Annotated in this window: 8 protein-coding genes, 1 rRNA gene and 1 other RNA gene; 8 read left to right on the top strand and 2 right to left on the bottom strand. The window is 53.1% G+C overall.

Translation table 11 applies throughout. The features are described 5' to 3' along the window. Window positions 1-25: 25 nt before the first annotated feature. A complete protein-coding gene (locus BLP93_RS11420; protein ID WP_092121618.1) occupies window positions 26-1,123 on the bottom strand; it encodes an NAD(P)H-dependent flavin oxidoreductase in 1,098 nt (365 codons plus the stop codon). A gap of 572 nt (window positions 1,124-1,695) precedes the next feature. Between BLP93_RS11420 and BLP93_RS11415 the strand changes: the two genes are divergently transcribed. The 5 genes from BLP93_RS11415 (at window position 1,696) to BLP93_RS11395 (ending at window position 9,999) form a co-directional block, all read left to right on the top strand. Continuing rightward, window positions 1,696-2,565 carry an Mrp/NBP35 family ATP-binding protein gene (locus tag BLP93_RS11415; protein ID WP_092121617.1) on the top strand — a complete coding sequence of 290 codons (870 nt, stop codon included), beginning with the start codon at window positions 1,696-1,698 and terminating at the stop codon, window positions 2,563-2,565. Window positions 2,566-2,965: 400 nt separating this feature from the next. After that, the gene (locus BLP93_RS11410) at window positions 2,966-3,874 is read left to right on the top strand and encodes an NAD(P)-dependent oxidoreductase (protein ID WP_092121616.1); all 909 of its coding nucleotides are present in this window, start codon (window positions 2,966-2,968) and stop codon (window positions 3,872-3,874) included. Window positions 3,875-3,977: 103 nt separating this feature from the next. Next, the gene (locus tag BLP93_RS11405; RefSeq protein WP_092121606.1) at window positions 3,978-6,644 is read left to right on the top strand and encodes an HDOD domain-containing protein; all 2,667 of its coding nucleotides are present in this window, start codon (window positions 3,978-3,980) and stop codon (window positions 6,642-6,644) included. Between the two features lie 2 nt (window positions 6,645-6,646). Next, window positions 6,647-8,056, top strand: coding sequence for a nucleotide-binding protein (locus BLP93_RS11400; RefSeq protein ID WP_092121602.1), 1,410 nt, complete (start codon window positions 6,647-6,649; stop codon window positions 8,054-8,056). 407 nt (window positions 8,057-8,463) lie between these two features. Continuing rightward, on the top strand, window positions 8,464-9,999 hold the full coding sequence (locus BLP93_RS11395) for a phospholipase D family protein (protein WP_092121601.1): 1,536 nt from the start codon (window positions 8,464-8,466) through the stop codon (window positions 9,997-9,999). Between the two features lie 34 nt (window positions 10,000-10,033). Here BLP93_RS11395 and BLP93_RS11390 read toward each other — a convergent pair whose 3' ends face one another. Then, window positions 10,034-10,954: a YihY/virulence factor BrkB family protein gene (locus BLP93_RS11390; RefSeq protein WP_092121600.1), complete on the bottom strand. Its 921-nt coding sequence runs from the start codon at window positions 10,952-10,954 to the stop codon at window positions 10,034-10,036. 520 nt (window positions 10,955-11,474) lie between these two features. On the opposite strand from BLP93_RS11390, the gene ssrA reads away from it, so the two are divergent. The 3 genes from ssrA to BLP93_RS11370 all read left to right on the top strand — a co-directional run. Further along, window positions 11,475-11,831: a transfer-messenger RNA gene (gene ssrA / locus BLP93_RS11385) on the top strand. A 479-nt stretch (window positions 11,832-12,310) separates the two neighbouring features. Continuing rightward, window positions 12,311-13,456, top strand: a complete 1,146-nt coding sequence (gene proB / locus BLP93_RS11380) for a glutamate 5-kinase (protein WP_092121597.1) — start codon at window positions 12,311-12,313, stop codon at window positions 13,454-13,456. A gap of 491 nt (window positions 13,457-13,947) precedes the next feature. After that, window positions 13,948-14,228, top strand: a 16S ribosomal RNA gene (locus BLP93_RS11370); the annotation flags it as partial.

Here is a 14,228-nt window from a genome sequence, read left to right as displayed (position 1 = left end):
CTTCAGGTTGATCTGGTTGAGGCGCTCAGTTTCCGGTAGGAGCCGGTCCTGCGCAGGCCTCGTTGTATTCGGCTTCCAGGGAATCCATCAATTCCTTGACCGAGAGCAGTTTGTCCACCCGGTGCGCTGTCTGACCGGCAAAGGCGAAGCCCAGTTTCATGCGCCCTTTCTTGGCGTTGGCCAGAGCCTGGGCAATGCAATACGGACTTTTCTTGATATCGCAGGTGACGATGCAGTGGTAGGGGCATTTAAAGGGCTTGCGCTTGCCTTCATCCACATCATCCAGGAAAACATTTTTCAGCGCCCGTCCAGGCATGCCCACCGGACTTTTGATCACGGTCACATCGCCTTCCTTGGCGTCGATGAAGGCCTGTTTGAAGGCCATGTCCGCATCGCACTCGTGGGTCGCGACAAAGCGGGTTCCCAACTGGACGCCGGCGGCGCCCATTCGTAGATACTTGCAGATGTCCGCTCCGGAAAAGATGCCTCCGGCCGCGATCACGGGGATGGAGCGGTTATGTTCTCTTTCAAAAGGCTTCACCGCTTCGATGACCTGGGGAACCAAGTTTTCGAGCTGGAACTCGGGATCGTCCAGCTGTTCCGCCTTGAAGCCCAGGTGGCCGCCGGCCATGGGGCCTTCGACGACAAAGCCATCCGGAACATAGTTGAACTTGGATATCCATTTCTTGCAGATAATGGCGGCTGCGCGGCCGGAGGAGACAATGGGCACAAGTTTGGTGTGAGAATCTTCCGTGAGATATTTCGGAAGGTCGAAGGGCAACCCGGCTCCGGAAAAGATGATGTCGATACGCTCCTGGATAGAGGTGCGGACCAGATCGGCAAAATTACTCAGAGCGACCATGATGTTCACGCCAAGAATCCCCTTGGTCATTGCCTTGGCCTTGCGAATCTCATCTTGCAAGGCCCGGATATTGGCTTGGGTGTAATTCTTGGCAAGGTCAGGCTCGTTCATGCCAATCATGGCGGCAGAGATGACGCCAATGCCGCCTTGGTTGGCCACGGCCGATGATAGACCGGAAAGGGAAATGCCGACGCCCATCCCGCCTTGTACGATTGGCGTTTTGGCAATCATATCCCCGAAAGATAAACTGGGAAACGTCATGATTTTTGTATCCTCCCGAAAGGGACTTCCTTGTTGAGGAAAGATGATGTGATTCTGTCCTGTTGTGAACTTTGTATTATATCATTCCCGAACTATCGGCAATGAAGCGCCGCCACCTTTCCCACTGTTTTTTTTCCGTAATGTCAAGCGTAATCTCATTGAAAGCCAAACCTCATCATGATGTACCTTCAGTGAGCATGATGGGCCAATTTTTTCGGAAAATGAGAAAGCAAAGATTATCATTAACTGCACGAATCTACCAAGTCCGTGAATTTTTCGGCGATATCGCCTCAATTCTTGACGTAGGGTTGACCTGTCTTGTTGACGGCAGTTGAAGGTTGCACACTGATTGAATAGGTAATTTTTTTGCTCTGGACGTATCCGATAGCCTGCCGTATGTTCGCCGCATTCGTGGCTTGGCAACTATGACAACGGGTTGGGACACGAATGGCACGGTAGGCCACGGCGCGACCGGCACTTGAAGCTTGATGGTTGAGACTCATCCATTTCAGGTGAATGGTTTCAGCCATAAGCATCGAATACTTTAACATCTGACTTCAGGAGTATGGCACATGGGCGATCATGCGTGCGGATCCTGTTCGGGCAAGGATTGCAGCGGTCCGAGCGAGGAAGAGAAGATTTTACAGGCTAACTTGGCCCGGATCAAGAACAAGATCGTTGTCTTGTCCGGCAAGGGAGGCGTCGGAAAAAGCACCGTAGCGGTGAACCTGGCCCAGGCATTGGCCATGGCCGGTAAGAAAACCGGGTTGTTGGATGTGGACGTGCATGGTCCCAGCGTTCCCAGGCTGCTCAGCCTGTCAGGAGAACGACCGCGGGTCGATGCAGACCGCATGGAACCGATCAATGCGGGCCCTAATCTATGGGTCATGTCTCTGGGGTTCCTGCTGCCCAGCAACCGGGAGGCGGTGATCTGGCGCGGTCCGGTGAAGATGGGCATGATCAAGCAGTTTCTCCGTGACGTGCGCTGGGGCGATTTGGATTTTCTCGTGGTGGACTGCCCTCCGGGAACCGGCGACGAACCTCTTTCCGTGCTCCAGTTGCTGGGTCCCGAAGCCAAGGCCTTGATCGTCACCACGCCCCAGGGTGTGGCTGTGGACGACGTGCGCCGTTCCGTGACCTTCTGCGCGGATGTGGGCAATCCGGTCCTGGGCATCGTGGAAAACATGAGCGGTCATATCTGCTCCAAATGCGGAGAGGTTGACGACGTGTTCGGTAGCGGCGGGGGAGAAGCCCTTGCCCGTGAGACCGGCGTGCCGTTTTTGGGCCGCATTCCCCTGGATGCGGAGGTGGTACGGGCCGGAGACGAAGGGTTCGCGTTTTTGCGCGTGCACCAGGAGGGCCCCACTGCCCAGGCCATGAATCGAATCATTAAGCCAATTCTGGCCATGGCCGAGGCGTCCGGAGAAACAGGCAAGGAATAGCCTGAAGCGTAACTGCTTCAAAAAGTCGGGCACAGCCTGCGAATTTCCTTAAACTGGATTCCCGACTTCGCGGGAATGACTTCAATGGGTAAGCTTTTTCAAGCACATCATGCCTGCGACCGGGTATCCAGGCCATTGCCGCAAATTTTTGATCAGTTATCCATAAACTCGTCAAGCTTACACGGCGAATGGGTTATATATGGTTTGGGGCATACCATCTTGTTCATAGCTTACCTTGCCGTTTTTCAAGTCCAGGCTGCATCGTTTGCGGTCTGGACGTTTTCTTTTCAAGGGTAACTGCTTTCATGGGTAGCTGTTTATCACATGCATCTGGAGCATGGGTTGTTTTTGGCCTGGCGTCTGTTCCATGCTGGGCTGAATTTCATTCAAGGAGGAAAACATGACGGATAAGTTGACGCCCGTATCGCATGAAATCACCCGGATCGGCTGGATCGGGACGGGAGTGATGGGCTTGTCCATGTGCGGGCACCTGCTGGATGCCGGATTTAAAGTTTCCGTGTTCACCAGGACCAAGTCCAAAGCCAAGGCTTTGCTGGACAAAGGCGCGGTTTGGGCCGAATCCCCAATGGCAGTTGCCCATAATTCGGACGTGGTTTTTTCCATTGTCGGCTTTCCTCCGGATGTACGTGAGGTTTATTTTGGAGAGCAGGGGGTCTTGCGGGGTCTGAAGTCAGGAGCGGTCAGCGTGGACATGACCACGACAAGTCCAAGTCTGGCCGTGGAGATTGCCGATGCCGCCCGCGGGCAGGGGGCTTTTGCTTTGGATGCGCCTGTCTCCGGAGGGGATGTGGGAGCGCGAAATGCCAAGCTGTCCATCATGGTCGGAGGGGACGACGCGGTGTTTCAGGCGGTTTTGCCGCTGTTCCGGCTTATGGGGGGGAACATCGTCCATCAGGGACAGGCCGGGGCCGGGCAGCATGCAAAGATGTGCAACCAGATCGTCATTGCCGGCACCATGATCGGCGTCTGCGAAAGCATGGTTTATGCAGCGGCAGCCGGACTTGATCCCACCAAGGTGCTGGAGTCCATCACCAAGGGCGCCGCCTACTGCTGGTCTCTGGAAAATCTCGCGCCCCGCATCCTCAAGGGTGACTTTGCTCCGGGCTTCATGATCGATCATTTCATCAAGGATATGGGCATCGCTCTAGAAGAAGCCCGGCGCATGGGCATCCGTCTGCCGGGTCTGGATCTGGTGGAACGGATATATAAAGAGGCTTCGGCTTTGGGGCATGGTCGTGATGGCACCCAGGCTCTGTATCAGGCTTTGCGGAAGATGAGCATTGGCTGATGGTGTGTGAATTGAAATCACATCAGGGAAAGTGGCGGTGGCAAAGCTCGTGTCGATGCTGAATTGACGACCCCATCTCACCTATTGGATTTGGAGTTCACATATGCTTCATGAACGTATGAAGAAGGACGATCCCATGGCGGACCCGGCCGGCATGCGCTCGATGATTCGCAGAATCGAAGAATTGCCCACGTTACCCACCGTGGCCGTTCAGGCCTTGACCCTTTCCATGCAAGACGATGCCGACATTGGGCAATTATCTCGGATCATGGAATCCGATCCGGTGCTTACGGCCAGGATCTTGAGATTGGTGAACAACGTTCAGACCGGCCTGCGCAGCAAGGTCGGCACGGTCAATCAAGCCGTGGCCCTGGCCGGGTTAACCCAGGTTCGATGTGCTCTCTTAGGTGTTTTGATCAGAGAGTACCTCCCGGATGTTTCCCAACGGGTACAAGCCGAATTTAAATCGCTCTGGACTCATAGCCTGATGACCGGGATTATAGCTCGGCTGCTGGCCAAAAAAACCTTTCCCGAGCTTCAGGAGACGGCCTTTGTCGGAGGTTTGCTGCATGATATCGGAAAAGTGGTGATCATGGATGTTTTTCCGGATGCAGCCCTGAGTATTGAAGAGGTTCGTGATGAAAAACGCCTGTCTTCAGAGGAAGCCGAACAACTGGTTCTGGGGACAACCCACTGTTTGGCGGGAAAAATTCTCGCGGAGTCATGGAACCTGCCGAACTCGCTGGTGGATTGTATCTGGATGCATCACGACAAGTTTTACGCCACGAACACAGCTTCCCTGAACTGGGAAATCCGAAATATCATTGCTTTGGCCAACTCCGTAGCCAGGGATTTGTTTTGTGAGCAGCCCTGCTGGCTCGATATGAAAACAATGTCTTCAACATTACTGAACGCACTCGATCTGAGTCAGGAGGACTTCGCTGGCATCAAGCAGGAGGCGATCCGGGAATATGAAGGAAAGGCCGCTTTTTTCAACCTGGAAAACGATTTGGACATGATTTTTCATGACGTTATACAGGGTGCGAATCGCAAGCTGTCCCAGCTGGGCCTTGACCTTGACTCCAAGAACAAGACGCTTTCCAAGTTGAATTCTTGTCTGACGTTATCCCGAAAATTAGGGATCCAGCTTGGGACCGTGCGTACCAGACAGGAACTATTCTCAGAGGTGGCCCTAGCTTTTAAAGGTTTTTCCTCCGTCCCTATCGGCATCTTTTATGCCATTGACCATCAAACTCATGAATTGGAAGGCATAGTCTGGGTCGACGGTGGTCGACGTCGGAAATTGCTCTGCTTCACCAACCACGACGGGGAACCCGTATGGGAGCATGAAGATCAGAGTTTGCCTGCTGAACTGCGCAGAGTCTTGGCGAATTATAAACTGAGAATGCTGGACACGCGGACTATCACCCCGAACGCCTGTTCTCCGTTCACAATCTACAGTTTCGGAGATCCTGAAACATATTTTGCAGAACTGGTCATTTCCCTGCAACAAGATGCACAGGACCAGGGTGGGGAGGTCTGGACGAATTTTTTACAGATCGCCCAGATGCTCCGATCAACAATTGAAAACGTCATGCTTCTGGAACGTCTCCAGGCCAAGCAGGAAGATTTGGCCCTGGCTTTATGGAATAATCAACAGGTTAATCTCCAGCTCATTCAGGCGGAACGTTTGGCCGCTGTAGGGCAGTTGGCAGCCGGAGCCGCCCATGAGATTAACAATCCTTTAGCGATCATCTCCGCCCGGGCTCAGCTGATGGAATGCAAGGAGCAGGATGAAAAACGCAGAGGCGAGCTAGCCCTGATTTCCGAACAAATCGAGAGAATCAGTAAAATTCTTACTAATTTGATGGACTTTGCCCGGCCTTGTCCGCCGAAGCTGCAATCCGTTGACGTTCATGCTGTTTTGGATCGGGTGCTGGAACTGATGAATACTGGATATCGAAAGCATGCCATTAACATCCGCAAGAACTATGATCCCCAGATGATCCCCATCAAGGCCGATCCCAACCAGTTGGAACAGGTCTTCCTCAACCTGTCAATTAATGCCCAGCATGCCATGGAAGCATCCGGTGGCGACCTTACAGTTTCCACACAAATGATTCGTGAGGGGCGAGGCATTCTCGTCAAGATTCAGGATCAGGGCGTTGGTATTTCCAAGGACAATCTCAAAAAGATTTTCGACCCGTTTTTCACCACCAAGGAGCAGGGCAAGGGAACCGGTTTGGGACTTTCCACATCCATAGGCATCGTTAACAATCATTTCGGCAAGATCGAAATAGAAAGCGAAGTTGGTAAAGGAACCACGTTTACCGTAGAGTTGCCGGTGGACATCACGGCATTGCGCCCGGAGAATTCCACCTCGGGACCTTCTTGCCCGCTAATCATGGCTGTTCGTCCCAGAATTCTGGTGGTGGACGACGAGGAACACATCCGCCGGGTTCTTCAGGAAGCCCTGGAGAACGAAAACATGATCGTGGTCACCGCGGAAAACGGAAGGGAGGGGCTGCAACGCCTGGCGGAGGGCAGTTTCGACCTCATGTTGATGGATATCAAAATGCCCTTTGTGGACGGTCTGACCCTCCTTCGTGAGGTTCGCCGCAGTGGGGCGACCTTGCCTGTCATAGCAATTACGGGCATGGCCTCGCGGGAAGAGGTGGAGGAAGCCGGGAAACACGGCTGCAAGTGTCTTCGCAAACCCTTTCACATCAAAAGCCTTCTGGCTGAAGTCCAAGATCGTCTGCGTACTTGATCATGAGCACCCCACGCACCCGAGTTGTCGCCATTGCAAGCGGAAAGGGCGGAGCGGGCAAGACGTCCCTGGCTGCGAGTCTTGCCTGGATACTCGCTGAAAACGGCAAGAAAGTTTGTCTCGTGGATGTTGATCTTGGGCTTTCTAATGTGGATGTCCTGCTCGGGCTGACACCCAGATACACCTTGAGCGACCTGTTGGTGAATGATCTGAACGCGCAAGATGTTCTGACACCGGTCAGGCCGGGGCTGGACGTGATCTCAGGCGGTTCCGGCATCGCCGCCTTGACCGACTTGAGCCGCGACCAACGCAGGGCCTTTATTGAAAAAATCAAAACCCTGAACGGCTATGACTTCCTGCTGCTGGACAATTCCGCGGGCATTCATCGTCAGGTCATTTCTTTTTGTCTGGCCGCCCGAGAGCATATTATCGTGATCAATCCCGAGCCGTCCTCGGTCACCGACGCCTATGCCCTGATCAAGGTTCTCAATCAGAACGGACTGCGACGACCACCTTACATTCTGCTGAATCGGGTTTTACCGCATTTCAACCATCAACTGCTTCTGGAACGTTTTGCCGCTGTCTGCAAGAAGCATCTGAAGCTCCGTCTTCTCACGCTTGGGGTCGTGCCGGATGATCCTGTTTTTCGCGCGGCGGCGGCGCATCAGAAATTGCCGGTGAACATGTCCGGGACGTCCCCCGGAGCCAGTGCGTTAAAACGAGTCGCCTCGCTGTTGAGCGGCAGAACGGATTTGAACGTGTTGCAAGGCGAAGCCAGCGACTTCTGGAGCGAGTCGCTGGTGCATCTGCTGCAGGGAACCACCGGCGTTGGAACTGAGGAAGAACAAGGAGCCAGTGGGACTTTGCCTCCAGCCATTGCATCCGGCAAGAGGCAGTCTCCAGTGGAGACAATCAAATCACTTGAGTTTGGCATCAGACATTTGGAGCAACTTGAGCCGAAAGACTTGTCATTCATCTCTGGACTTTCGGATGATCTGGCTCTTAAGGGAAAACGTTTGGCGCAACTTGCATGCAGGTTTCGGGAGAACATCAAGGGCGACAAATGCAATGTCGGCGTGCTTTGTCCTGACGATTCCTTGCGCCGTTTGCTCAAAGACGTTCTTCTGGATCGAGGTTACCGGCCAATGGTGGTGAATGGTTCCCCTGAGACTTCAACCAATCTGGATGTTCTCATCTGCTCCATTTCCAGACCGGATGAGTTATCACTGAAAACATTGCAGGCGTTGGACAGAGTACCTTGTGTCTGGCTTTCGCAATACACGACCCAGATTCCTTACTGGGCCGGAGGGTTGATGATGGTCGATGTCGTGGAGCAGCCTTTTTCCCTGAAGAAAGTCTATGCTGCCCTGGAAAAAGCCGTGGCTGTTTCCAAGAAGTTGCCAGATTCATAATTTCAGTTACGCATCCACATGCGTCACCAGGTTTAACCCTCAACCCGTCTCATACTTCGTTGATTCTGACTTGACCCGAGAGGATTGATAACTATTCAGCTGTGATCCAGCTTATCCTGCCTTGCGCTTGCGAACTCGCAAACTTCTTATTCGGCCTCAAAACATCGAACCATTACGTGATACATCATTTTGTCCGAATGTGGTGCAATGGTTCGATGAACGAATCCTGGCTCTCGATCAAATATGCGAGACCGCAAAATCAAGGCAAGCCGCACCAACCTTTTTTTGCATTGAATATCGTGTGTTACGAGAATTTTTAAATGATGCGTTTGCGCCATAACAACGAAGCTTCTCAAGCCTTTCCTGTCATTCCGGAGTCGCGCCCAACTCAGCGAGCGTCCCGCTTCATGCAACGTGTCTTTCTGGGACTGATCCTCCTGGCCGGCCTTTGGGGAGGGGGATGCAGTTCCTTGCCGGCACTGGATTCGCGAACCAGCAGTTCCGCATTGACGTATGACGAGGCACTGGCAACGCCTTTGGGCAAGGCTGTGGGGCCATTGCTTGACGCGCATCCCGAAGTGAGCGGCGTTTTCGCTTTGCAAACAGCCAAGGACGCATTTGCGGCGCGAATTGTTCTGGCTTCGGTCGCGGAGCGGACACTGGACGTTCAATATTATATCTGGCGCAATGATCTGACCGGGAACCTGCTCTTTGAGGCATTGCATCATGCCGCCGAACGTGGAGTCCGGGTCAGGCTGCTGCTGGACGACCTGCCCACGGCCGGTCTGGACGAGACCCTGGCGGCATTGAACGCGCATCCCAACTTAGAAGTGCGGTTGTTCAACCCCTTCGTCTTCCGCAACTTCCGTGCGTTAGACTTCATTTTGGACTTTTCACGTGCCCATCGTCGAATGCACAACAAGTCCTTCACCGCGGACAACATGGTCACCATTGTCGGTGGGCGGAACATCGGTGATGAGTATTTCGGAGCGACCAACGACAACCTCTTCGCGGACCTGGACGTCTTGACAGTCGGTTACGTTGTCCGCGAAGTGTCCGCTAATTTTGATCGCTACTGGGACAGCAGGGCGGCCTATCCGCTGGAAGCCATCGTGGCCCAGGCAGACGCGGCCGTTGTGGGAATGCCGGAACTTGATCCCGACAAAAGCGCGAAAGTGGAGTATTTTTTGGACGCTGTGCGCGATTCCCGGTTTATGAGTGATCTGGCAGCGGGAAATTTGGCCTTGGAGTGGACGAACGTTCGCATGGTCAGTGACGACCCGGACAAGGTGCTGCAAAAAAGTGCTCCCGAAGATTTAATCATCCCCCAACTCCGGGATGTCGTCGGTGTTCCGACCAGGGAAGTGGATTTGATTTCACCTTATTTCGTACCCACCAAAACAGGGGTGGCGGCTTTTGCGGCCATGGCCGAAAAGGGTGTTCAGATCAAGGTCCTGACGAACGCCCTGGAGGCCACCGATGTTTTTCCAGCCCATGCCGGTTATGCCAAACGCCGCAAGGATCTGCTCGATTCCGGCATCGTACTTTACGAGTTCAAGCTTTCGTCCACGATGCAGCCATACTCGGGCAAGGCCGGTCCCTTCGGCAGCTCCGGGGCGAGCCTGCACGCCAAGACGTTTTCCGTGGATGCCTCACGCGTTTTTGTCGGCTCGTTCAACTTTGATCCCCGTTCCGCCAAGCTGAACACAGAACTTGGTTTCGTCATCGACAGTACATCTTTGGCCGAGAAAATATCGAACGCGTTTGAAACGACCATACCGGCCAACGCATATGAAGTGCGGCTGAACGACGAGGGGCATCTCTACTGGCTTGAATTGCAAGAAGGCAAATTGATTCGCCATGATGTCGAACCGGGCACGACCACTTTGCAACGGTCCGTGATTTGGATTCTTTCCAGGTTGCCCATTGAGTGGCTGCTCTGATTGCTGCCCCTCGGTTCCTGGAACCATCTCCTTGCTATCGGTCCGTTAGTTTCTTGCCCTTGTGATTCCCCTCTTTTTTTTCACCCTTGCGCTTGCCGTGTGAACTGTAGTGCTCAAGCACGGCATTGATTTCCGAACCGACCAGGATCACCAGTCCTGCGACGTAGAGCCATAACATCAAAATGATAACCGCGCCAATGCTGCCATAGGTCGCGTCGTAGTCGGCAAAATTGCTAGTGTAGATGGAGAAGCCTAAAGAAACAATGATCAACATGGTCACGCCAAACACGCTGCCCCAGGTGATAAACTTGAATTTTTGTTCAACATTCGGCGCATAACGGTAGATCAAGGCGAACCCCAAAAACAAGGCCAGCACAATAACCACCCATCTGAAGGCGGCAAAGGCCATAATCAGGGTGTCGCTCATTCCGAGACGGGTCCCCATCCAGTCCTCAATAATGCCGCCGAGAACGATAAGTGAGAATGCCCCTACGACCAGCAGGCCGAAAAGCAGGCTGAGTATCAACGCCGTGGCTCGAGCACGAATAAAGCTGCGGGCCTCATTGACGCCATAGGTGATGTTGAGCTGCTGCATGATTGCGTACATCCCCGTGGAGGCCGCCCAGATAGTTCCGAGAAGACTGAAGGACAGGAGGCCCCCGCGCCGATTTGCCGTAACATCGGTCACTACCCCGGCTACCATGTCATAGGCCTCTTCCGGCAAGGCCTGCCCCAGAAGATCCATGATCGCCTCATCTACCCGGTCGATGGGCAGATAGGGAATAATGGTCATCAAAAGGATTATGCCCGGAAAAATTGCGAGCGTCAGGTAGTACCCGAGCGCCGCGGCGCCGTTGTAGACATTGTCGTTGTTGATCTCCTGGTTGAGATCAAGCACGAACTGCTTCATGGAAACACCGTTGATCATAACAGCCCCCGCGGACTCGTCATCCATTTTTTATCGTCGCTTAATGGTGACGGCCTTCATGTTGTAAATCGTGGATCCGTGTCTTCGAAAGCAGGCACGCGTATTTGTTCATCATGTTTAAGTTCCAGGAACTGGGGCGACATAAAATTGTTGCCGCAGTTGGCCGATGTGCCCTGAGTGAAGAGCCTGTGACTGTGATTTGTAATCAGTTAAGTAAGCTTCGAGGCTCTGAAAACAACCTCGAAGGGCGTTTGAGCAGAGGTAAGCCGGTTATTTGGGGGTCGAAAATTCATTCTCCCGCCGTCTATCATCGTATCCTTGCGTGAATGAACAGCTTTTGCGTGAGTGTGTCCGGCAATGATCTGATGACGAAACCCGTCCCAACACCATCCGATGCCGAATCAAGGTCAAACTTGTGATATGGGTCGTTGGCGCTCGACATGCCTCTATTTGATGAAAATGCAGCACTCACACATTCAAGTTTTTACTATTCCAATGCCACTTGCCAAATCAGTCTCAAAACATATAATAGTGTTCTTCCGCACATGGGGGCGCCCTGGTTTCGACGGGGATGATGAAACCACGGCTGCAGGCCGAGGTGCTGCGAGGCCTCGTTAAACACGCAGCAGGCATTCAACTGCCAACGATCGCGAATACGCCCTGGCTGCTTAAGACAGCCAGCGCTTCTACGGCCCATCGCCTGGTAAGCCGATAGAAGCGACGACACCTCAGGCTGGCTTGATTCCTTTGTTCGTCGGGAATCATAGCGAGACACAGACGAACTGGCCTTGGAGCCGCCTGGACAGGGGCAGCTTTCAAGACGAGAATTAAACCTGTCCTAAGCCTGTAGACGTCGCTGGCGGACCGTTCTCGGACGCGGGTTCGATTCCCGCCGCCTCCACCAATCATCTTTTTTCAATTAAAAAGCCAACAAAATCAGGGAGCAGCACGAAGGTGGTGTTCCTTTTTTTGTTTATTCAGTCTTGTGAGATGCAAGAAATTCCATCCGTTCCGGTTGCATTATTTTCGTATCCGGGATCGGGAGGGGGAGCGGCTGCACAATGCAAGGGCTTTTCATCCGGCATTTCAATGAGTATTCACGGTTTCGTCGTTAAGGCATCCTAGTCATCAATGGCCGCGAAAAACTTTTGTATTTTCAATTTTGCGGCAGGGCGAATGATTTTGCGACTTCACGAACTCCTTCTCCAACCTTTTGAACCCTTGCGCCTATCCCGAAGTGCTTAAAACGGCATCGGCATGCATAGGGATGAACAGGATGGACGAAGTTAGCTCAGTCAATATTCGAGGCCGAAAAATCAGGACATGCCGGACTAGTTCTTGTCTTGTGATCAAAATGCTGAATAGTTGCCAAGGAAGATAATTATGAGTGATTGGAAGGAACATCGCCGTCAGGTGCTGGCGAACGCCAAACGGGTGCTGATCAAGGTGGGCAGTGCCGTGTTGACGTCGGAACAAGGTCTCGATCTGCGTGTTGTATCGCGTTTGGCTGACCAGATGTCGTCGCTGCACGATCGCGGGCTGGATCTGGTTCTGGTCTCTTCAGGAGCCGTGGCCGCCGGCCGAAAAGTCATCTCAAGTTTGTGTCTTGGAGCGCATCTGCCGGAGAAGCAGGCCGCCGCGGCAATCGGGCAGAGCAGATTGATGCACGCCTATGATGAGGCGTTCGAGCGGTTCGGCAAGGTTACTGCCCAGATTCTTTTGACCAAGGACGATCTGCGCAGCCGGTCGCGGTTTTTGAACGCCAGGCATACATTTCAGACGCTGCTGACATGGCGGGCCATACCCATCGTCAACGAGAACGATTCCGTGGCCGTACAGGAGCTGAAGTTTGGAGACAACGACAGCCTGGCCAGCCTGTTGCTGAATATGGTCGAGGCGGACCTGTTCATCAATCTGACCTCGGCAAAAGGAGTTTTTGACGATAATCCGGACGATAATCCTGATGCCGGTTGCCTGGAATGCATCACGGACATTTTGACCCTTGAGCCGGCAAAGCTGTGTCGCGGCAAGACCGGAGCCGGATCCGGCGGGATGTACAGCAAGCTGCTGGCCGCAAAACGGGCCGCCCAGCTTGGAGTGCCGACGCTGATTGTCTCCGGCAAGGAAAAGTTCAGCCTGGAAAAGGTATTCGACGGAGAAATGCTGGGTACATGGGTCGTGCCGCAGGAAAAAAGCATTTCCCGACGCAAGTTCTGGATGGCCTATAATCAGGAGACGGACGGCGAATTATGGGTTGATGCCGGCGCCGTCAAAGCGCTGCGGCAGGGGGGGAAAAGCCTGTTGCCGGCCGGAATCGTGAACGTGTCGGGAAATTTTGGTGTCGGCGCCCTGGTCCGGATCATGGATTTTGAGGGCCGCCCCATTGGGGTCGGCCTATCCAACTACAAGGCCGCGGAACTGAAACGCGTCATGGGTCGCAAAAGTTCGGAAATCGCATCGGTCCTGGGGCAGTGCCCCTATTCCGAGGCAGTGCATCGCGACAACATGCTTTTGGATATTGCCGGTTGAAATTCGATACAACTCCAGAGGATCGGAAACGACAGGGCGGGATGAACGCGAACCCAGATAATCCCGAGTGCTCTAAAGGCCATATTTCGGAGCCTTGCTGCTGAAATCAAGAAGGGTCGCTGTAACGTTGAAAATAAGTTACATTATATTAATTGGTTGTCTCTAGTTTGCCTGCATTGTCTCTTTAACCGACTGGATTTCTTTTCTAAAATTTATCTTGTGTTCAGCTTGTTGAAACGTATTGGTGTTCATCGAAAAACACCAAGACATGCTATGCTTCAATTGTTTGAATTTCCATGACAAAAAAAACTTTAAAAAAAATAATTTTTTTTGTTGACACTGAGCAGGGGTATCTATAGAACCTGCTTCTTCGCCGCGCATCACGGCGCTTCGATGAAGCGCAACAGCGGCGAGTGAGTTCTTTGACAATGGAATAGCGAGGGGGAGAGAAAGAACATGGTTTTAAAGCCATGCTTCATTTTGAGTATTTTTAAGTGGAGAGTTTGATCCTGGCTCAGAATGAACGCTGGCGGCGTGCCTAACACATGCAAGTCGAGCGAGAAAGGGGGCTTCGGTCCCTGAGTAGAGCGGCGCACGGGTGAGTAACGCGTGGATAATCTACCCATGGATTCGGGATAACAGTGGGAAACCGCTGCTAATACCGGATAAGCTTACGCATTTTGGAGATGTGTGAGAAAAGGCGGCCTCTGTTTCAAGCTGCCGTCAATGGATGAGTCCGCGTCCCATTAGCTTGTTGGTGGGGTAAAGGCCT

The sequence above is a fragment of the Desulfonatronum thiosulfatophilum genome (assembly GCF_900104215.1).
GTDB classification, from domain to species: domain Bacteria; phylum Desulfobacterota; class Desulfovibrionia; order Desulfovibrionales; family Desulfonatronaceae; genus Desulfonatronum; species Desulfonatronum thiosulfatophilum.
Note: the sequence above shows the minus strand (reverse complement) of the source record. Positions and strands in the feature narration are given on the sequence as shown.

What these genes read in the sequence shown, in the direction of transcription:
- BLP93_RS11395 (WP_092121601.1), top strand. Translation starts at nt 8,464, where the DNA reads ATGCAACGTGTCTTTCTGGGACTGATCCTCCTGGCCGGCCTTTGGGGA.
- BLP93_RS11415 (WP_092121617.1), top strand. Translation starts at nt 1,696, where the DNA reads ATGGGCGATCATGCGTGCGGATCCTGTTCGGGCAAGGATTGCAGCGGT.
- BLP93_RS11410 (WP_092121616.1), top strand. Translation starts at nt 2,966, where the DNA reads ATGACGGATAAGTTGACGCCCGTATCGCATGAAATCACCCGGATCGGC.
- BLP93_RS11400 (WP_092121602.1), top strand. Translation starts at nt 6,647, where the DNA reads ATGAGCACCCCACGCACCCGAGTTGTCGCCATTGCAAGCGGAAAGGGC.
- BLP93_RS11405 (WP_092121606.1), top strand. Translation starts at nt 3,978, where the DNA reads ATGCTTCATGAACGTATGAAGAAGGACGATCCCATGGCGGACCCGGCC.
- BLP93_RS11390 (WP_092121600.1), bottom strand. Translation starts at nt 10,954, where the DNA reads ATGGATGACGAGTCCGCGGGGGCTGTTATGATCAACGGTGTTTCCATG.
- proB (WP_092121597.1), top strand. Translation starts at nt 12,311, where the DNA reads ATGAGTGATTGGAAGGAACATCGCCGTCAGGTGCTGGCGAACGCCAAA.
- BLP93_RS11420 (WP_092121618.1), bottom strand. Translation starts at nt 1,123, where the DNA reads ATGACGTTTCCCAGTTTATCTTTCGGGGATATGATTGCCAAAACGCCA.